The 18,402-nt window shown below is 69.1% G+C and carries 19 protein-coding genes; 15 read left to right on the forward strand and 4 right to left on the reverse strand.

Annotated features, from left to right (window positions below; all coding sequences use genetic code 11):
- Positions 1 to 128: 128 nt before the first annotated feature.
- Entirely contained in the window at positions 129 to 1,007 is an 879-nt protein-coding gene (locus QH470_RS10890) for an SDR family oxidoreductase (protein ID WP_280272185.1), read from the reverse strand.
- A 115-nt stretch (positions 1,008 to 1,122) separates the two neighbouring features.
- On the opposite strand from QH470_RS10890, the gene QH470_RS10895 reads away from it, so the two are divergent.
- From QH470_RS10895 to fadD8, 7 genes are read left to right on the forward strand one after another with little or no spacing between them, the layout of a single operon-like run.
- On the forward strand, positions 1,123 to 1,575 hold the full coding sequence (locus QH470_RS10895; protein ID WP_280272186.1) for a Zn-ribbon domain-containing OB-fold protein: 453 nt from the start codon (positions 1,123 to 1,125) through the stop codon (positions 1,573 to 1,575).
- Positions 1,575 to 2,048: a Zn-ribbon domain-containing OB-fold protein gene (locus QH470_RS10900; RefSeq protein WP_280272187.1), complete on the forward strand. Its 474-nt coding sequence runs from the start codon at positions 1,575 to 1,577 to the stop codon at positions 2,046 to 2,048. The genes QH470_RS10895 and QH470_RS10900 overlap by 1 nt, the downstream gene beginning before the upstream one ends.
- On the forward strand, positions 2,041 to 3,120 hold the full coding sequence (locus QH470_RS10905; protein ID WP_280272188.1) for a lipid-transfer protein: 1,080 nt from the start codon (positions 2,041 to 2,043) through the stop codon (positions 3,118 to 3,120). Before QH470_RS10900 ends, QH470_RS10905 begins: the two co-directional genes overlap by 8 nt.
- Positions 3,113 to 4,270: a thiolase domain-containing protein gene (locus tag QH470_RS10910; RefSeq protein ID WP_280272189.1), complete on the forward strand. Its 1,158-nt coding sequence runs from the start codon at positions 3,113 to 3,115 to the stop codon at positions 4,268 to 4,270. Before QH470_RS10905 ends, QH470_RS10910 begins: the two co-directional genes overlap by 8 nt.
- Entirely contained in the window at positions 4,270 to 5,058 is a 789-nt protein-coding gene (locus QH470_RS10915; protein ID WP_280272190.1) for an enoyl-CoA hydratase-related protein, read from the forward strand. Before QH470_RS10910 ends, QH470_RS10915 begins: the two co-directional genes overlap by 1 nt.
- 29 nt (positions 5,059 to 5,087) lie before the next feature.
- On the forward strand, positions 5,088 to 6,284 hold the full coding sequence (locus QH470_RS10920) for a thiolase C-terminal domain-containing protein (protein WP_280272191.1): 1,197 nt from the start codon (positions 5,088 to 5,090) through the stop codon (positions 6,282 to 6,284).
- Positions 6,281 to 7,918: a fatty-acid--CoA ligase FadD8 gene (gene fadD8 / locus QH470_RS10925; RefSeq protein ID WP_425302648.1), complete on the forward strand. Its 1,638-nt coding sequence runs from the start codon at positions 6,281 to 6,283 to the stop codon at positions 7,916 to 7,918. The genes QH470_RS10920 and fadD8 overlap by 4 nt, the downstream gene beginning before the upstream one ends.
- A 314-nt stretch (positions 7,919 to 8,232) precedes the next feature.
- On the opposite strand, the gene QH470_RS10930 is transcribed toward fadD8, so the two are convergent.
- Positions 8,233 to 8,643, reverse strand: a complete 411-nt coding sequence (locus tag QH470_RS10930; protein WP_280272192.1) for a nuclear transport factor 2 family protein — start codon at positions 8,641 to 8,643, stop codon at positions 8,233 to 8,235.
- Positions 8,644 to 8,700: 57 nt separating this feature from the next.
- Here QH470_RS10930 and QH470_RS10935 point away from each other — a divergent pair, with 57 nt between their 5' ends.
- Entirely contained in the window at positions 8,701 to 9,300 is a 600-nt protein-coding gene (locus tag QH470_RS10935; protein WP_280272193.1) for a TetR/AcrR family transcriptional regulator, read from the forward strand.
- 31 nt (positions 9,301 to 9,331) lie between these two features.
- Here QH470_RS10935 and QH470_RS10940 read toward each other — a convergent pair whose 3' ends face one another.
- On the reverse strand, positions 9,332 to 10,882 hold the full coding sequence (locus tag QH470_RS10940; protein ID WP_280272194.1) for a succinic semialdehyde dehydrogenase: 1,551 nt from the start codon (positions 10,880 to 10,882) through the stop codon (positions 9,332 to 9,334).
- A gap of 136 nt (positions 10,883 to 11,018) precedes the next feature.
- Between QH470_RS10940 and QH470_RS10945 the strand changes: the two genes are divergently transcribed.
- From QH470_RS10945 to QH470_RS10955, 3 genes are all read left to right on the forward strand, one after another.
- A complete protein-coding gene (locus QH470_RS10945; protein WP_425302649.1) occupies positions 11,019 to 11,627 on the forward strand; it encodes a TetR/AcrR family transcriptional regulator in 609 nt (202 codons plus the stop codon).
- A gap of 46 nt (positions 11,628 to 11,673) precedes the next feature.
- On the forward strand, positions 11,674 to 13,125 hold the full coding sequence (locus QH470_RS10950; protein ID WP_280272196.1) for an aminotransferase class I/II-fold pyridoxal phosphate-dependent enzyme: 1,452 nt from the start codon (positions 11,674 to 11,676) through the stop codon (positions 13,123 to 13,125).
- Between the two features lie 145 nt (positions 13,126 to 13,270).
- Positions 13,271 to 13,468, forward strand: coding sequence for a hypothetical protein (locus QH470_RS10955; protein ID WP_280272197.1), 198 nt, complete (start codon positions 13,271 to 13,273; stop codon positions 13,466 to 13,468).
- A 9-nt stretch (positions 13,469 to 13,477) separates the two neighbouring features.
- Here the strand turns inward: QH470_RS10955 and QH470_RS10960 are convergent, their stop codons facing one another.
- Complete coding sequence (locus tag QH470_RS10960; RefSeq protein WP_280272198.1) at positions 13,478 to 14,194, reverse strand: MerR family transcriptional regulator; 717 nt, start codon at positions 14,192 to 14,194, stop codon at positions 13,478 to 13,480.
- 260 nt (positions 14,195 to 14,454) lie between these two features.
- Here QH470_RS10960 and QH470_RS10965 point away from each other — a divergent pair, with 260 nt between their 5' ends.
- The 4 genes from QH470_RS10965 (at position 14,455) to QH470_RS10980 (ending at position 18,389) form a co-directional block, all read left to right on the forward strand.
- Positions 14,455 to 14,934: a hypothetical protein gene (locus tag QH470_RS10965; RefSeq protein WP_280272199.1), complete on the forward strand. Its 480-nt coding sequence runs from the start codon at positions 14,455 to 14,457 to the stop codon at positions 14,932 to 14,934.
- A 50-nt stretch (positions 14,935 to 14,984) separates the two neighbouring features.
- Positions 14,985 to 15,878: an ROK family protein gene (locus QH470_RS10970; RefSeq protein ID WP_280272200.1), complete on the forward strand. Its 894-nt coding sequence runs from the start codon at positions 14,985 to 14,987 to the stop codon at positions 15,876 to 15,878.
- A 302-nt stretch (positions 15,879 to 16,180) separates the two neighbouring features.
- Positions 16,181 to 17,305 carry a GAF domain-containing protein gene (locus QH470_RS10975; protein ID WP_280272201.1) on the forward strand — a complete coding sequence of 375 codons (1,125 nt, stop codon included), beginning with the start codon at positions 16,181 to 16,183 and terminating at the stop codon, positions 17,303 to 17,305.
- Between the two features lie 70 nt (positions 17,306 to 17,375).
- The gene (locus tag QH470_RS10980) at positions 17,376 to 18,389 is read left to right on the forward strand and encodes a conjugal transfer protein (RefSeq protein WP_280272202.1); all 1,014 of its coding nucleotides are present in this window, start codon (positions 17,376 to 17,378) and stop codon (positions 18,387 to 18,389) included.
- The last annotated feature ends 13 nt before the right edge of the window (positions 18,390 to 18,402 follow it).

Genomic DNA, 18,402 nt, shown 5'->3' on the forward strand with positions numbered 1-18,402 from the left:
GCGCGCGCCCCTAACCCCCGCGCCTCGCTCACCGGCCCGGGGCGGCCACAACCCGGCTCGACGGGCAATTGGGCCCCTTGTGGGCGCTTTCCGGCCCCGCCCTGGCCGAGCAGGGCTATGGCTCGCGCTCAGCGGTGCGACTCCGCGATGCGGCGGTGGTAGATCTCGCGGGCCTCGGGGTCGGGTTGGGTGAAGGCCTTGGTCATGCCGCTGAGGTCGGAGGTGATGCGGCGGATGCGGTAGGGGAGTAGGGAACTGGCGCGGATTACCGGGGAGAGAGCGCGGGGGACGGTGATGAGGGGGCGGTTGCGGCCTATGGCGGCGACGACCGCGGCGGCTACGGCTTCGGGTTCGATGGTGGTGGCTTTCAACATCCAGCCGGGCATGTTCGCGCCTGCGGAGAGCTCGGTGCGTACGTTGCCGGGGAGGATCGCCGTCACCTGGATGTCGGTGTCGGCCAGTTCCAGGTGCACCGCTTCGGTGAAGCCGATGACGGCGTGCTTGCTCGCGCAGTAGGTGGCCAGGCCCGGCATGCCCGCGGTCCCGGCGAGCGACGCGATATTGATCAGGTGGCCTGCTCCGCGCGGGACGAAGCGCCGCAGGGCGAGGCGGGTACCGGTCATGACGCCGCGGACGTTGATGTCGAGGATGCGGTCGGTCAGCGCGGGGTCCTCGGCGGTGAACAGGCCCGAGGGCATGATGCCCGCGTTGTTGACCAGCACGTCCATCGGGCCGAGTGCGCTTTCCGCGGCGTCCAGGAAGTCGGCGAAGGAGGCCGGATCGGTGACGTCCAGGGGCAGGCCGATGACGTGCCCGCCGGCGGTCGGCGGGTGCTCCCCGAGTTCCGCGGCGGTCCGGACGGCCAGGTCGGCGTCGATGTCGCCGAGAGCGACCTTCGCCCCGGCCGCCAGGAACGCCTGCGCGGTCGCCCGGCCGATGCCGCGCGCACCGCCCGTGATGACCACGACCCGCCCGGTCAGCGGGACGGTTGTCGATGTCCGTGCCATTTTCTCGCCCTTTCGCCGTGTGCGTCCGCAGCGTATGCGGAAAACCATGGATCCTCAATCACTTGATTGAATCACGTGATTGAGGCACACTTCGGTCGACGAGAGGAGTTGGCCGATGCCGGCAGGTGGCGAGGAGAGCCTGTGCGCCCCTTACGAGATCGAGTTCCCGTTCGAGCGCACGGTGGGCCCGGTTCTCGGAACGTTTCTCGGCGGCCTGCGGGACGCACGACTGCTGGGCGCGCGGACCGCGCGCGGCACCGTCGTCTGCCCGCCCGCCGAGTTCGATCCGGTGACCGGGGAGGAGTTGACCGACCTGGTGGACCTGGCGCCGGTCGGCAGTGTCGAGTCCTGGACCTGGGTCCCGCGTCGGCCGGGCGATCCGGTCGCGCACGACTTCGCCTGGGCGCTGATCCGCATCGACGGCGCCGAGGGCGCCTTCTTCCACGCCCTGGACACCGGGGGCGATCCGTCGGTGCCGCACCGCGGGTTGCGGGTGCGGGCCCGCTGGGCCGCCGAACGCCGCGGCGAGATGCGCGATCTCGCCTGTTTCGAACCGGAGGACGCGTGATGAATCAACCACTGCCGCAACCGGTTCGGCTGATGCCGACGCCGCTGCGCATGGAGTACACCTTCGTCGCGGGCACCGGCCGGTCCACGTTCCTGCGCGGATTGGCCGAACGCCGCCTGCTGGCGCGGACCTGCCCGTCGTGTGAGCACGTCTACCTGCCCGCGCCGGAGTTCTGCGCGCGCTGCCTGGTCGAGCTGGACCAGCCCGCCGAACTCGACGGCCGCGGCACCGTGTCGACCTTCTGCGTGGTCAGCTTCCCGTTCCCGGGCCAGACGATCGACCCGCCCTACGTGGTCGCCTACATCCAGCCGCACGGCGCGGACACCCGGCTGATGCACCTGATCCGCGACGTCGACATCGCCGACGTGCACATCGGCATGGAGGTGGAGCCGGTGTGGGCGGAGGGCGATCTCGAACCGTCCTGGATGAGCATCCGCCACTACCGGCCCGTCACGGAGGTGCGCAATGCGTGAGGTCGCCGTCGTCACCACCGCCCAGTCGCCGTGCCTGGCGGCCAACCGTCGCGACGACATGTCCGGCATCCTGCTGCCGGTGATCCGCGAGGCGCTCGCGGGCATCGAATTGAGCCGGGACAGAGTCGATTTCGTCGTCTCCGGCAGTCACGACTTCCACGAGGGACGCACCTTCGCCTACATCGATTCGCTCGACGCCGTCGGCGCGTGGCCGCCGATCTCCGAATCGCACGTGGAGATGGACGCCGCCTGGGCGTTCTACGAGGCGTGGGCGTGGCTGCAACTCGGGCACGGTGATATCGCGCTGGTGTACGGGATCGGGCGCGGTTCGCTGCCGCGCGACCTCGATCAGGTCGTGCCCACGCAGCTGGATCCGTACCTGCTGACCCCGCTGCGGCCGCATCAGGACGCGATCGGCGGCTTGCAGGCGTGCGCGCTGCTGGAGGCCGGTGTCACGACGGAACAGGAGATGGCACGCATCGTCGCGCGCAGCCTGGCCGATGCCCGGTCGAACCCGCACGCCCAAGTCAGCGGCGAATACGCCGCCGACACCCTGCTGGCCGAGCCCTACGTGGCATCCCCGCTGCGCCGTCACGACGTGGCGCCGGTCGGCGACGCGGCCGCCGTGGTGGTCCTCGCCGCCGGCGACGTGGCGCGGTCGCTCACCGACCGCCCGGCCTGGGTGCGCGGCATCGACCATCGAATGGACACGCACTACCCGGGTGCGCGAGACCTGACCCACGCGCCTTCCGCGCGACGGTCGGCGACCGAGGCGGCGAAGACCGCGGGGTTCGGCGCGGCGGACGTCGACGTCGCCGAACTGCACATCGAATACTCCGCGCAGGAGCCGCTGCTGGTCCGCGAACTCGGCCTGGGCGCCGCGACGGCGATCAATCCCTCGGGCGGGCCGCTGGCGGGCCGTCCGACCACCGCCACCGGACTGCTGCGGATCAGCGAGGCGGCCGCCGCCGTGCGCACCGGCCGGGCCGGGCGCGCCCTCGCCCATGCCACGAACGGCCAAGCGCTGCAACAGAATCTGGTCTGCCTGCTGGAAGGGGACACCCGTGCCTGAACCCATCGCCGTCGTCGGCATCGGCCAGGGCAAACAGGCCAAGCGCCGGGAGACGACCATCGGCGCGCTGGTGCGCGAGGCGGTCGCCGCCGCGATGGCCGACGCCGAGCTGGAACTCGGGGATGTGGACGCGGTCGTGCTGTCCAAGACGCCCGATCTGTTCGACGGCGTCATGAATCCGGAGCTGTATCTGGCCGACGCGCTCGGCGCCCGCGGCCTGCCGGTGACGCGGGTGTTCACCGGCGGCAGCGTCGGCGGGCACGCCGCCATCTACGGCGCGCACCTGATCGAGGCCGGGCTGGCGCGCCGGGTGCTGGTCGCGGCGTATTCCAAAGAGTCCGAAGGGAATTTCACCTGGGCGCTGTCGCGGGGGTTGCCGTTCAGCGCGTCGCTCGGGGCGGGTGCGGGCGGGCATTTCGCCCCGGTGATCCGCGAATACATCCGGCGCTCCGGGGCGCCGGAGCACATCGGCTGGCAGGTCGCGGTCAACCACCGGCTCAACGCGCTGCGCAATCCGTATGCCCACGTGCACATGCCGGACATCACGGTCGAGAAGGTCCGCGAGTCCAAGATGCTGTGGGACCCGATCCGGTATCTGGAGTCCTGCCCGTCCTCCGACGGCGCCGCGGCGATCGTGCTCTCGGGCGCGGCCGATGTCGGCGACCCGGCTCGCCCGCCCGCGTGGATCCACGGCATGTCGTGGCGCACCGAGACCGGGCACTTCGCGGGACGCGACGAGGTCAACCCGCGGGCGGGCGCCGAATGCGCCGCGGATGCCTACCGGCAGGCCGGAATCGGTGATCCGGCAACGGAGATCGACGTCGCCGAGCTGTACATCCCCTACAGCTGGTACGAGCCGATGTGGATGGAGAACATCGGCCTCGCGCCGCTGCACGAGGGCTGGAAGCTCGTCGACGACGGCACCACGCGCTTCGGTGGCGCCCTGCCGATCAACCCGTCCGGCGGTGTGCTGTCCGGCAACCCGACGGGCGCGACCGGGCTGGTCCGGTTCCTCGAGGCGGCCCTGCAGGTGCGGGGGCTGGCCGGTGAGCACCAGGTCGACGGCGCGCGCCGCGCGGTCGGGCACGCCATGGGCGGCGCGTCACAGTTCCACGCGCTGTGGGTGGTCGGCAGCGAGAGGCCGAATTGATGAGTGACACAGGCGAATCCATCCTGTTCGAGCGCACCGGCGCGGTGGCTGTGGTGACCATGAACCGCCCGGAGCGCCGCAACGCCCTGAACCTGGAGATGATCGGGCTGCTCGCCCGCGCCTGGGACGAGATCGACGCGGACGACGACATCCGGGTCGCGATCTTCACCGGAGCGGGTGAAACCTATTGCGTCGGCGGCGATCTCGGCGACGGGTGGATGACCGACGGTCGTGATCGGTCCGATTTCGACCCCACCGCGATCGGGCGCGGCCTGCTGCTCACCCGCTCGCTGCGCAAACCGCTGATCGCCGCGGTGAACGGGGCCTGCCTCGGCGGCGGCCTGGAAATGTTGCAGCAGACCGACATTCGCGTCGCGGAGGAGCAGGCCACCTTCGGGCTGCCGGAGGTGCGGCGCGGGCTCATCCCCGGCGCCGGGTCGACGGTGCGGTTGAAGCGGCAGATCCCCTACACCAAGGCGGTCGAGATGATCCTCACCGGCGACCCGCTCACCGCCCGGGAGGCATACGAGTTCGGTCTTGTCGGCCACGTCGTCGCCACCGGGACCGCCCTGGCGCGAGCGCACGAGATCGCCCACCGGGTGGCCCGCAACTCTCCGCTGGCGGTGCAGCACGCCAAGGCGGCGCTACTGGCCAGCGGCTGGCTGCCCGACGAGGACGCCCGCGCGATCGAGGGCCGGTTCGTGCGCGAGGTCATCACCTCCGACGACGCCCGCGAGGGCCGGAAAGCGTTCGTGGAGAAGCGGGAACCGAGATTCACGGGGAAGTGACCCGTACGGCAGTGAAGGATGGATCGAGCATGCGACGTGTTTTCGTCGTCGGGGTCGCGATGACGCCGTTCGTCAAGATCGGTTCGCGGGAGTGGACCTACCCGGAGATGGTGGGCGAGGCCGTGCGCGGCGCACTCGACGACGCGGGCCTCACCTACGACCGGATCCAGCGCGCCGCGGTGGGCTATGTGTTCCAGCCGTCGGCGGCGGGCCAGCGGGTGCTCTACGACGTCGGGCTGACCGGCATTCCGATCGTCAACGTCAACAACAACTGTGCGACCGGCTCCACCGCGCTCATGCTGGCCCGCGAGTGGGTCGGCGCCGGGCTCGCCGACGTGACGCTGGCCGTGGGCTTCGAGCAGATGACGAAGGAGGCGATGGCGGGGCCGGCCACCAAGCCGGCCGTCACCACCATCGACGCGCACCTGCGGGTGATGGCCGCGGAGTACGACTTCGGCACCGCGCCGATGACCACCCGGTTTTTCGGCAACGCGGCCGTGGAGCACATGCAGCGCTACGGCACCACGCCCGAGCAGCTGGCGCAGGTAGCCGTGAAGAACCACGCACATTCGACGCGAAATCCGTTGGCGCAGTTCCAAGTTCCCTACACGATCGATCAGGTGCTCGGGGACCGGCCGGTGCACGGCCCGCTCACCCGGTCGCAGTGCTCGCCGATGTCGGACGGCGCGGGCGCGGCGGTGCTGGCGAGCGAGGACTTCGTCCGGGAGCACGGCCTCGAGGACCGGGCCGTGGAGATTCTGGCGCAGGAACTGGTGACCGACGACGCGTCCGCGTTCGACACCGGCTCCATGATCGACGTCGTCGGCGCGCCCATGACCCGCACGGCCGCGCGGCGCGCGCTGGACACCGCCGGGCTCGGCATCGGCGATATCGACGTGATCGAGTTGCACGACTGTTTCTCGATCAACGAACTGATCACCTACGAGGCGCTCGGGCTGTGCGCGACGGGCGAATCCGGCGCGCTGGTCGAATCCGGCGCGACCACCTACGGCGGCGCCTGGGTGGTCAATCCGTCCGGCGGGCTGATCTCGAAGGGGCATCCGCTGGGCGCCACCGGCCTGGCGCAGGCGACGGAGCTGTCCTGGCAGTTGCGGGGGCTGGCGGGGGAGCGGCAGGTATCCGGCGCGCGGGTGGCGCTGGCGCATAACCTCGGGCTCGGCGGAGCCTGCATGGTTACCGTCTACGCAGCACCCGGTGTCGCATGAGTATGGGAGAGACAGTGCTCGAAACATCGACCGACGCAATGGATCCGGCCACTCGCCTGCGGTTGCCGGTACACAACGGCCACTCGCTGCTCGCGGGCCTGCGCCGGCACCGGCGCGATCCGGTCATGACCCTCGGCGAGACCGTGCTCACCGGCGCCGACGTCATCGACGCGATCAGCCGCTATGCCGCCGCCTTCGCCGCGCACGGCGTGGACACCGGCACACCCAGCGCCCTGCTCGCGCTGAACCGGCCCGAGGTGCTGTTCATCCTGGGCGCCGGGCAGATTCGCGGCCACCGCCGCACCGCCCTGCACCCGATGGGCGGCCTGGACGACCACGTGCACGTGCTCACCGACGCCGGAATCACCAGCCTGGTGATCGACCCGCTGCCGCAATTCGTCCAGCGGGCACGGGAATTGGTGGACCGGGTACCGGAACTGACGCGGGTGCTGGTGCTGGGGCCGGTGCCGGAGGAACTCGCCGACGTCGGCGTCGACCTCATCGCCGCCGCGGCCGAATTCGAACCGCGACCCATCGAAGCCGTCGACGTGCCACCGGATTTCGTGGTGTCGATCAGCTACACCGGCGGCACCACCGGAAAACCCAAGGGCGTCATCGGCACCGCCGGCGGCATGGCGACCATGACGCAGATCCAGCTGTCGGAATGGGAATGGCCCAAGCGGCCGAAGTTCCTCATCTGCACGCCGCTGTCGCACGCGGGTGCGGCGTTCTTCCTGCCGGTGGTCTTGCTCGGCGGGCAGTGCGTGGTGCTGCCGCGGTTCGACGCGGGAGAAGTGTTGCGCGCCATCGAGGAACACCGGATCACCGCCACGATGCTGGTGCCGTCGATGCTGTACGCGTTGCTGGACCACCCCGATATCGACAAGCGCGATCTGTCCTCGCTGGAGACCGTCTACTACGGCGCGTCCGCCATCGACCCGACGCGGCTGACCCAGGCGATCGAGCGGTTCGGGCCGATCTTCGCCCAGTACTTCGGGCAGTCCGAGGCGCCCATGGCCATCAGCTACCTCCCGAAGGGTCAGCACGACCGGGAGCGCCTCACTTCCTGCGGGCGGCCGTCGGCGGCCCTGCGGACGGCGTTGATCGACGCCGACGGCAAGGCCGTCGCGCCGGGTGAGGTCGGCGAAATCTGTGTCTCCGGACCGCTTCTCGCGGGCGGCTACCTGAACCTGCCCGAGGTCACCGCGGAGACCTTCCGCGACGGCTGGCTGCACACCGGCGACCTCGCCCGCGAGGACGCCGACGGGTATTGGCACATCGTCGGCCGCAGTAAGGACATGGTGGTCACCGGTGGGTTCAACGTGTTCCCCCGCGAGGTGGAGGATGTCGTCTCCGAGCATCCCAAGGTGCTGAACGTCGCCGTCGTCGGCGTTCCCGACCCGCGCTGGGGCGAGGCGGTCACCGCGGTCGTGGTGCTGGACAAGGAGGTTGCCGCCGACCCCGCCGCCGTGGCGACGGTGACCGACGAGATCCAGCGGGAAGTCAAGCAGCGCAAGGGTTCCGTGCAGGTACCCAAGCATGTTCTGGTCGTGGACGATCTGCCGCTGACCGGGCTCGGGAAGATCGATAAGAAGGCGGTGCGGGCGATCGCCGCGGAGCGCCTCGACCGCTGAACACCTCTGGACGTGTTCCCCGCCCGGCCTGAGCGGACACAATTCGGTGTGACACGGCGAAGATGGTCGCGTGGTCGCGTTTCGTGACCGGTAGGGCCGGATGGTTGTGCGCGGAAGCGCTGGTCGCCCGTTCACTCGTCCAGCCATCGTTCGATCTGGTCGAGTGTCGGGGCCGCGTGCAGGGCATGCCGTCGTCGGCGTCCAGGAGGGTCCAGAGGTATGGCGGGTGGGGTGCTCGGATCATTCGGTATCCGGCGCGGCGTGAGCGGAGGGTGATCTGCTCGAGACGCGCCGGGCGGTCGGGAAGGTTGTCGTCAGGCCCTAGCGCCGCCGAGTGGCTCGCGCCGCGCGAGCATCTTGCGGTGGCTGATCCGCCAGCCATCGGACTGCCGGCGAACGGTGTCCACGTAAGTGACGGTTCCGCAGCTTCGATCGCTCATGACGGCGAGGCCTTTGGACCGCACGGTGGCCGTGTCGTCGTCCTCGGTATCGGTGATGACGATGTTGGTGACGATGTGCGCCAGCGGATTTCGCGCACCGAGGGCCAGCCCCGCGTCTCTGATGGCATCGATCCCGACCAGCACGCCGTAATCCATATCGCTGACGTCGTAGACCACATCGCTGGTGAACAGCTCACCCAGGCGGTCGAGTTGCCCCTCGTCGAACAGGTGCCCGTGCAGGGAGATCGTTTCGCCGATCGCCCATTTGTCTTCAGCTGTGAGCATGACCTACCGCCCTTTCCGGGGACATCCCCGTTTATTGCTTCGGCTAGAGTAACGGGGATGTCCCCGGAAAGCCAGCCCGCCGCCCGAGCGTCGAAGCGTCCCCGGCGAGCGGATGCCGAACGCAACCGCGCCGCGCTACTCGCTGCTGCTGAACGGCTGTTCGACGAGCGCGGCACCGATGTGCCACTCGATGAGGTCGCGAAGGCCGCCGAGGTCGCCAATGCCACCCTGTACCGGCACTTCGCCACCCGAGCCGATCTGATCGCCGCCGTGTACGCCGAAGAGGTTCGCGATCTGGACCGATTGAGCGATCGATTGCTGGATCGCACCGATCCCGATCAGGCGCTCACCGAGTGGCTACGAGCGTTCATGCGCCACGTCGCCACGAAACGCGATTTGGCGCTGGCCATACCCGATGAACCGGATGGCGAGCGCGACGGGCTGTTCGCCGGCTGGCACGCCACCATGCGAGCCGCGGCCGCACGTCTGCTCGCACGTGCCCAGCGCGACCGAGCCGTCCCGAGCGAACTCGACGCTGCCGATCTCCTCGTCGTGGTCAGCGGCATCGCACTCACCGGGCTACCCGAGGACAGGCTCGACAGGCTGCTCCACCTCGTCCGCGACGGTTACCGCATACGGCCTGCGGCAACGGAATAGCGTCGCAGGCCGGAGGGCAGGAGGGCGGCACTCACCGCAGGCGGAGGCGGCGCATCATGCGGAGCATGCGGAGGGTCTGGTCGACGTACTTCTCGTACGGCTGGTCCGCCGGGGGTGTGAGGACTTGGCGTTTCAGCGTGGCCACGTTGGTCGACTCGGTGAACTTCAGCAGCCCTTGGTCGCCGTTGCGCACGCCCATGCCCGAAGCCTTGAAGCCGCCCGAGGGCGCGTTCTTGCTCGCATAGGCCAGGGCCGCACTGTCGTTGATATTGACGTGCCCCGCCTCGAGCCGGGCGCCGAGGGCACGGGCGGCCGTCAGGTCGCGGCTCCACACACTGGCGCTCAACCCGTAGCGGGTGTCGTTCGCCAGCCGCACGGCCTCCTCGACGGTCGTGAACGGGTACAGCGCGACCACCGGGCCGAAGGTCTCCTCGGCGAACAAATCCGTTCCCGCCGTAACGTTTTCGAGCACGGTCGGCTCGTAGAAGGTGGGTCCGAGATCCGGTCGGGCGCGGCCGCCGGTCAGTATCCGGGCCCCGTGTTCGACCGCGCGGTCGACCTGTGCGGCCACCCGGTCGCGATGGCCCTCCGACACCAGCCCGCCCATCTCGGCGTCGAAGTCGTAGCCGGGACCGACGCGCATCCCGGCGACCCGCGCGACGAATCGGTCCCGGAACACCGGATAGACCGATTCGTGGACGTAGACGCGCTCGACGTGCAGGCACAGTTGGCCGGTGTTGTTGAACACCCCGGCGACGGCGCTCGTCACGGCCTCGTCCAGATCGGCGTCGGACAGCACGATCATCGGATTCTTGCCGCCGAGTTCCATGCACGCCTCGACCAGACGTCCCGCGGCCTGCGCGGCCACCCGGCGACCGGTCGCCTCCGAACCCGTGAACATGACGAAATCGGCCCGATCCACCACGGCGGGACCGACCACCGGGCCGTCGCCGCACACGATCTGGACCAGTCCGTCGGGAATTCCCGCCTCGCGCAACAACTTCAGGCCGTAGGCCGGGCTCAGCGGCGTCCGGTTGTCGGGCTTGAGCACGATGCCGTTTCCGGCCATCAAAGCGGGGATCGTGTCGCAGAAGCCGATCGCGAACGGGAAGTTCCACGGCGCGATCACCCCCACCACGCCGCGCGGCTTGCGCAACTCGGTGGAGGTGCTGACGAACGGGATCGCGCCGGGATGGCGGACCGGGCGCAGCAGCCGCTGCGCGTGTTTCAGATAGTGGCTCGTGGCCATCGGGATGTCGCACAGCTCCTCGAACGCCATGCGGCGCGACTTCCCGGTCTCCAACTGGATCAGGTCGGTGATGGTGGCCTGCCGCTCGAGCACGAGGCGGTGGAAGCGTTCGAACACCGCCAGCCGCCGGCGCACCGGCCACCGCGCCCACTCGGCCTGCGCGGCACGGGCCGTCGCGAAGGCGCGCTCGACATCGGCCTCCGACGATTGCGGCAACTGCGCCACCGGCTTCCCCGTGAACACCTCGACCACCGGTACCGCGTCGGCCGGATCTGCGGTGACGAGCCCGGTCAGTTCGGCGAAATCGTGCACGAGTGCGGTCGGCGTGCTCATGCCGACGGACTCTATCAGTTGATTAGATCACTTGATAGAGATTGTCGGAAATGCTGGTCCGCACCTGATTACAATGCGGCAGGTGACCAATGGAACGGGCGAGGCCGAACTCCGGGTAACCGCGGACGAACTGGCGATGCCGACGGATCGGCGGCTGGTGCTGGCCGCGGAGCGCCTGTTCGCCGAGCGCGGGGTGGACGCGGTGTCGCTGCGGGCGGTGATGGCCGCCGCCGGAACCAATGTCGCGTCCGTGCACTACCACTTCGGCTCCAAGGACGCGTTGATCGAGGCGCTGATCCGGCAGCGCAGCGACGCGGTGGCGGCCCGGCGCAGCGTGCTGCTCGACGAGATGGAGGAGTCGGGCGTCGTCACCGCGCGCGGTCTCGCCGAGGCGTTCGTGACGCCGGTCTGGGAGATGGCCGTGGGGGAGGGCGCGGCATGGGTGAAGTTCATCGCGGGCATCCTCGGCAGTGGCCATCCGGCGCTGCGCACCGTCGCCGATGGTTTCACCGATCAGGCCGTCCGCTTCACCGCGCTGCTCGAGGCCCGGTATCCCGAATTGCCGCGTCCCACCGTGCGTTTTCGGCTGGCCCAGGCCATGACCCTGACCTTCCAGGTGCTCGGCGACGTGCATCAGACGCAGAACCTGCTCGCCATCTCCGGCGTGCAACTCGGCCCGGAGCAAGTGATGGGCGAACTCGTCGACGTGGTGACGGCCATCCTCGCGGGGCCGCCCGCACAGTAGGACCTCCCCGTGCATACCGTCGTTCCGACCGGGTATGGCCGCAGTAATGGACCATTCACGTGCACCGATGCTCGACGCGCTGGCGGAATACCAGCGGTTGGGCCGCTACGGCTTCACTCCACCCGGGCACCGGCAGGGGCGCGGCGCGGACCGGCGGGTCCGGGACGTGCTCGGCGACGCGCTGCGCTGCGACGTGCTGGCGACGCCCGGCCTGGACGACCGGCGCTCGCTCGGACACCGGCTGGGCGAGGCGGAATCGCTGATGGCCGACGCGGTCGGCGCGGACACGGCGTTCTTCAGCACCTGCGGCAGCTCCCTGTCGGTGAAGGCCGCGATGATGGCGGTGGCGGGCGGCGACGGCGGGCTGATCGTCGGACGCGACAGCCACAAGTCGATCATCGCCGGACTGGTGTTCTCCGGCGTGCAGCCGTATTGGGTCACCCCGCGGTGGGACGCCGAGCGCCACATCTCCCATCCGCCGTCGCCCGAGCAGGTCCGCGAGGCGTGGGAACGGCATCCGGACGCGGCGGGCGCGCTGATCGTCAGCCCGAGCCCGTACGGCACCTGCGCCGATATCTCCGGCATCGCCGAGGCGTGCCACGAGCGTGGCAAGCCGCTCATCATCGACGAGGCGTGGGGCGCGCACCTGCCCTTCCATGACGACCTGCCGACCTGGGCGATGGACGCCGGCGCCGACATCTGTGTGGTCAGCGTGCACAAGATGGGCGCGGGCTTCGAGCAGGGTTCGGTCTTCCACGTGCAGGGCGATTTGGTCGACCGCGGCCGCTTGCAGTTGTGCGCCGATCTGCTGACCACCACCAGCCCGAATGTGTTGCTGTACAGCGCCATCGACGGCTGGCGTCGCCAGATGGTCGAGCACGGCCGCGAATTGCTCACCGCCGCACTGGAGAACGCGGCGCGGGCCCGCACGGAGCTGGCGCGGATTCCGGGCATCGAGGTGATGGAGGAGGAACTGCTCGGCGTCGAGGCCTCGCACGACCTGGACCGGATGCAGGTGCTGATGGACGTCTCGGGCACGGGCGCCACCGGTTACGAGATCGTCGACTGGCTGCGCGAGAACCGGCGCATCGACCTCGGGCACAGCGACCACCGCCGCATTCTCGCGACGCTGTCCATGGCCGACGACAAGACCACCATCGACACGCTGGTCGACGCGCTCACCGCATGGCGGGTGCAACTGAAGGACCCGGCGCCGCACCGGATTCGGCTGCCGTCACCGCGGGAGCTGCAACTGGAGTCGGTGCGGCGGCCGCGCGACGCGTTCTTCGGGCCGACCGTGGCGGTGCCCATCGAGCAGGCGCCCGGCCGGATCGCCGCCGAACAGGTGACGCCGTACCCGCCGGGCATCCCGGTGATCATTCCCGGCGAACTGATCGACCGCGCGGTGGTGGACTACCTCCGCTCGGGTATCGCGGACGGCATGAACGTGCCGGATCCCTCGGACCCGGAACTGCGCACGCTGCGCGTCGTGGCATGAGCGCGGTGGACGCCTGCGGCGACACGGTTGTCCGGTAGATGTCCTGTCTGGCGCGGTCAGGGCCATGGCCACGTCTATACACTGAAGGTTGCTCGAAAGATGCTGAACGCAATCGTGCAAACCGGAGTCTGGTGGGTGTGACGCAATGCCTGAGATTCAGCGCGTAGTCCATGTACAGATGCGGTTCCCGCAGGGCGGAGTCGTGCTCGACTATCGCGCCGCGCCGAGCATCGCGGCCCGCGTCGCCACCGAAATGCCCCGCCACGGTGTGGATGTGCACATCGACGACCAGGTCACCGACGCGTTGGCCGACCTCCCGAACGCTGAACTCTGGACGCAGTAGGAGCGCCGCTCAGGCCGGTTTGCGGGTCGCGGTGTGCGGCGGGGTCTCGGCGTGCCGGCCGAAGGACTGGTCGATGAGTTCGGAGGCCGCGCGGGTGGCGATGAGCCGCGCGATGGCCAGCTCGGTCTCGAGCTTGGCGTAATCCTTGGGGCTGCGCTCCGACCGTTCGTACTGCTGACCGGCGAGCAGGTAGTAGACCTCGGTGGCGAAACTGCCGGTGAGCCGATCACACTCCTGCCGCAGCCGTTCCACCAGCTGGATCGCCGACTCGACGGGCAGGCCCGAATCGACCAGCCGGGAGGCGAGGTCGTGGCAGCGCGGGTTCATCACCCGATAGGCGTCCAGCGGGTCGTCGCTACCCGCGAGCGCTTCCTTGACGTAATCCGGCAGTTCGAGTTCGGGTGGGGTGTCGGACGATTCGGGGGCGGCGGACGCGGGCGCAGGCGCCGGAGCCGCGGGCTGGTCGGCCACGCCGAGCACCTCGGCCAGGCCGTCGCCGCGATCCCAGGCGTCGAGCAGTTCCCGGATGCCGTTGAGTTTCATCCCCCGGCTCAGCAGCCGACTGATGGTTTGCAAGCGGTTCAGGTGGTCGGCGTCGTAGTATCCGATTCGGCCCCGCACGTCGGGGGAGGGCAGCAGCCCCCGCTCGTGATACACGCGCACGCTGCGCACGGTGGTATCGGCTGCACGCGCCAGTTCATCAATGGTGTACTCCACTGCAGCCATACCTCACAGGAAACCACAACCTACGCCACTTGAAACGGACCGTGGCTGAACGAGCCGTTAAGCGACGATACGCCAGCATCACGACTTGGTCAACGTGCCGTTAAGTAGCGTGGAAGTGGTTGCCCACCTTCGAATCGTCGGTTAACGTGCGAGCTACAGCGTTCACTGCTGGTTTTCCGAGGACTGTTGAGCAGCCTCGATGTCCGCCCGACCACGGGTCACGCGATCTCGGCGTGCCCTCGGCATCCTCGGAGACGGCTATGCGTACCACACAGCCTCGTCGGCTGGTTTCGGAAACCCCTGCGCCGGTGCAACTCCCGGCCGCGATCGTGACTGCGACCGCTCGCGTCACCACCACCAAATCCACCCATCGGCCACCCTGCGCGGACGGTCCCGACGACTGGGATCTCGATGTCGGTACGCCGGAATCCTGGCGCTCCGCGATTCGGACCTGCCACAGTTGCCCCTTGTTCGCCAACTGTGATCAGTTGGCGCAGACGCTGATCGCGCGCGGCGACGCCCCCCGCGCGATGATCTGGGCCGGAATCGCCTACGACAGCGCCGGGCGGGTCGTGGAGAACCTCGATCGGCACCGTGCCACGCCGATCGACCACAAGCGGCCGCTGCGCATCATCCACAACGGGCCGCGGCCGGTGTGCACTGAACCGGCGCCGCCCACGCCGCATCGGCGGATCGTGCTGGGCCGTCGCCGGGTTGTCGCCACAACCGGCGGCCACTGAGTTATGGTTCGTGCCTCGACATTCCGAATTATCTCGGCGGTGGGCAACAGATGACACAACTGGCACTGGAGATCGGGCCGGCGCGGTTCGCCGCCGGCCGAGTGGCCGAAGACGCGGGCGAGGACGAGATACGGCGCATCGCCGTACCGCCTCGCGGCGTGTGGGACGCATGCCGGGAACTGCTGTTGGACGCCGCGGGCAACGCCGAGGTCTCCTCGGTGGGGATCGCGGCGGCCGGCCCGATCGACATGGCCGCCGGAATCGTTGCGCCCGCCGAGATCTCGGAGTGGCGTACCGGGTTCGCCATCGTCGAACAGGTGCGCAAGCTGTTTCCGGCCGCGGAGGTGCGGCTCGCCTTCGACGGTGTGTGCCTGGCGCTGGCCGAACGTAATTTCGGCGCCACCAGCAGCGTGATGGACTCGCTGGCGATCCTGCTGTCCGATCGGGTGGTCGCCGGAGTCTCGGTGGGCGGGTTCACGGTCGTGGGCCGCACGGGCAATGCCGGGCACATCGGTCACATGCTCGTTCCCGGTTTCGACGAACGTTGCAGTTGCGGCGGCCGGGGCTGTCTGGAGGCCGTCGCCGGCGCGCACGCCATGGTGCGATGGGCGACCGGGCAGGGCTGGACGGGCGGCTCGGCGGAAAATCTCGTTGCCGGCGCGCTTGCCGGCGAGGCGATTCCGGTGGCCGCGATGGAGCGGTCGGGCACGGCCCTCGGGCGCGTGATCGCTTCCGTGGCGCCGCTGCTCGACATCGATCTCGTCGTGATCGGTGGCCCGCTGGCCGTGGCCGGCTCGCCGCTGTGGAAGGCGATCGGGGCGGCCGTCGCCACCCACGCCCGGCTCGGTTTCCTGACCGGGCTGCGGGTGGTGCCTTCCGAACTCGGCGACGTGGGCGTGCTGGCGGGCGCCGGCGTGCTGGCCATGACCCCCGACGGCGACTGACCGACGGCGTCCGCCCCGGACGCTCGTTGCGGCGAAGCTGCCGATTTCACACCTTGTTCCGCCGATTTAACCCGCGGAGGCCGACTGGACCTTAGGTTCGTTTTGGTGCACTGTTAAGACTCTGGTTTTTTGTGAGCCGTAGACAGGGCACCTATGTCCCGGTTTACCCACCAGTACCTATTGTATGGGCCACTATCTAACGGTACATTACTTCGAGTAACGCATGGCTCAACTGGGTCATGCAGGCGAAGGAACGGGCTGGTACGGGCAGGCACATGCGAAGCGACGCAGTGATCCCATGGGTGACGATCGAGACCCTGAGCGCGCAAGAGATGTCCGTCGCGTCGGTCGGTGATTCGGCGCGCGAGTTCGCCGGTTGGCAGCGGGCGATTCAGCGGTTGCTGGCCAAGATGCCCGCCTGCTATGACGCCATCAGCACGACCCGCATCGCCGACCTGATCCAGGCCGCGCGCGAGCAGGCCGAGGACGCTGATCTCCGGATCTCCACCAGGTCCGGTCCCTATGTGCTGAAGGTCAGGCCGGTCTTCGGCCCGGCCGGGGACGTCCATGCCGTGCGGCTGTGGCTCGGCCCGGCCCTGTCCATGCCGCCGACGCCCGGACCCGCGGTCGGGGCGATCTGGGATCTGCACTCGCAAACCCTCCAGCAACCCAGTGGCATCACGCGCCTGGCGGGAATCGCGCCCGAGGAGTACGTGCCGCGGATGTCGATCGCGGAACTCTTCCACCGGATCTCGTCGTTCGATCGGCACGCCGAGATGCTGGATCTGCTCTATGATCCCAAGCCCGGCGGCAAGATGCAGTTCGACGTCGCGGTGACCGACGGCATGGGCCGACTGGGCCAGTGGCGCATCACGATTCGCGTCCGCGACGACGAGCGGACCAGGGGCGCATGGCTGTTGATCGAGGACATCACCTCGGAGCACACCTCCCCGGGGTGGCCGACGCTGGAGCGGGTCGGGTTGCGGGAGGCGCACCGGCGCGCCGGTACCCACCTGGCGGTCGTCCAGCTCGAGTACACCAGCATTTCGCATTGGCTCACCGATCCGGCGCCCTGGATCCGCTGGGACTATCTGTTCCGGCCGATCGATGTGTTCCATCCCGACGACCGCGCCCGCCTGGTCGAACTCGGCGACCGGCTACGCACCGGCGACACCGCCGGGGTGACGGTGCGGGCGCTCAACTACGGCGGCGGCTACACGCCGACCTCGTTGCTGCTGTACCCGTATCCGGGCTATTCCAGCCGACCGCTGGCCATCGCCCAGATGGTGCGGGTCGCCGTGGATACACCGGTGGTCGAGCCGAACCGCAACGCGATGGAACCGCAGCCGGCGCGATCGCCGATCGGATACGATGATCAACTGCGACATTGGTTGTCCGGACGCATGAATCGCAGCCCCGCCTGCTGATTACCAGCATTCCCAGTAGGGGGAAGAAAGCGTGCCGGTGCCGACCAGTGCGATCTCTACTATTTCGAGGGTGAGAACAAAGTCGCGATCGGGGGATTCGGGCGAAGTACTGCTTCGCCAGATGGCCGCGCGGCGTCGCCGGGACAATATTATTGTCACCATCCTGGCTGTTTTGGCCGTTCTCGGCGGCGGGCACGCCGTCCTCAGTTGGTTCGACTCGCCGCCCCCCGGCCCGTCCGACGAGACCACCGTGGGCATCATCGGCCGCTCGCAGCTGGCGCAGTCCTTCGCCCGCGAGTTCGTGGTCACCTATCTCACCGCGTCGACCGACCAGCAGGAGCGCGTCGCGCAGTATGTCAGTGCGGGACAACAGATCACGTTGCCCAGCAATCATCGCCAGGTCGCGGACTCGCAGGTGGTGCACGCGGCGCGCAAGATGTCCGCGGGCAACGTCGAGGTGTGGTCGGTGACCGTGTCGGTCCAGATGGGCGGGGCCTCGGGCGCGGCCGCCGCCGGTAAGGACGGGCCGATTCGCCAGTACTACCGGGTCGCCGTGTCGGTCACCGACGGCCTGCGGGCATTGGCGATACCCACCCTCGTGGAGCGCCCGGCCCGAGGTGGGGACCTGGCTCTCTCCTACTCCGCGACATGCGCCGCGGACACGCCGCTCGCGCAGGTCGCCATCGGCTTCGTGAAGGCATATCTGTCCGGTAGCGGGGACATGAACCGCTACACCGTGCTGAACTCCGAGATCGTCGCACCGTCGCCCTCACCGTTCACCACGGTCGAGACGGCCTCGGTCACCTCCGACGACTCCGGTTGCGGCACAACCGGTTCCACGGCGCATGTGCTGGCCACGGTCAACGCGAAGGGCGCCGAGGGCGGGATTCCCACGCTCGCCTATCCCCTGACGCTGGTGCGCAACACCGGCCAATGGCAGGTGCAGTCCGTGGATCCGATTCCCGCACTGCGTACTCCGCTGACCATCGTGGCCGACCAGACCCAGGGCGGCGGGGCTCCCGCGCAGGCCACCACGACCGCGCCGTCGACGGCGGTGTCGGTTCCGCCCGCACGACAGAACTGATCCGGAAAGGGCA

The sequence above is a fragment of the Nocardia wallacei genome, from assembly GCF_029868745.1.
GTDB lineage: Bacteria > Actinomycetota > Actinomycetes > Mycobacteriales > Mycobacteriaceae > Nocardia > Nocardia wallacei_B.

Coding starts and splice junctions, on each gene's coding strand:
- QH470_RS10890 (WP_280272185.1), bottom strand. CDS start 1,007: ATGGCACGGACATCGACAACCGTCCCGCTGACCGGGCGGGTCGTGGTC.
- QH470_RS10915 (WP_280272190.1), top strand. CDS start 4,270: ATGAGTGACACAGGCGAATCCATCCTGTTCGAGCGCACCGGCGCGGTG.
- QH470_RS10920 (WP_280272191.1), top strand. CDS start 5,088: ATGCGACGTGTTTTCGTCGTCGGGGTCGCGATGACGCCGTTCGTCAAG.
- QH470_RS10940 (WP_280272194.1), bottom strand. CDS start 10,882: ATGAGCACGCCGACCGCACTCGTGCACGATTTCGCCGAACTGACCGGG.
- QH470_RS10970 (WP_280272200.1), top strand. CDS start 14,985: ATGACACAACTGGCACTGGAGATCGGGCCGGCGCGGTTCGCCGCCGGC.
- QH470_RS10965 (WP_280272199.1), top strand. CDS start 14,455: ATGCGTACCACACAGCCTCGTCGGCTGGTTTCGGAAACCCCTGCGCCG.
- QH470_RS10960 (WP_280272198.1), bottom strand. CDS start 14,194: ATGGCTGCAGTGGAGTACACCATTGATGAACTGGCGCGTGCAGCCGAT.
- QH470_RS10930 (WP_280272192.1), bottom strand. CDS start 8,643: ATGCTCACAGCTGAAGACAAATGGGCGATCGGCGAAACGATCTCCCTG.
- fadD8 (WP_425302648.1), top strand. CDS start 6,281: ATGAGTATGGGAGAGACAGTGCTCGAAACATCGACCGACGCAATGGAT.
- QH470_RS10895 (WP_280272186.1), top strand. CDS start 1,123: ATGCCGGCAGGTGGCGAGGAGAGCCTGTGCGCCCCTTACGAGATCGAG.
- QH470_RS10905 (WP_280272188.1), top strand. CDS start 2,041: ATGCGTGAGGTCGCCGTCGTCACCACCGCCCAGTCGCCGTGCCTGGCG.
- QH470_RS10935 (WP_280272193.1), top strand. CDS start 8,701: ATGTCCCCGGAAAGCCAGCCCGCCGCCCGAGCGTCGAAGCGTCCCCGG.
- QH470_RS10945 (WP_425302649.1), top strand. CDS start 11,019: ATGCCGACGGATCGGCGGCTGGTGCTGGCCGCGGAGCGCCTGTTCGCC.
- QH470_RS10955 (WP_280272197.1), top strand. CDS start 13,271: ATGCCTGAGATTCAGCGCGTAGTCCATGTACAGATGCGGTTCCCGCAG.
- QH470_RS10950 (WP_280272196.1), top strand. CDS start 11,674: ATGGACCATTCACGTGCACCGATGCTCGACGCGCTGGCGGAATACCAG.
- QH470_RS10900 (WP_280272187.1), top strand. CDS start 1,575: ATGAATCAACCACTGCCGCAACCGGTTCGGCTGATGCCGACGCCGCTG.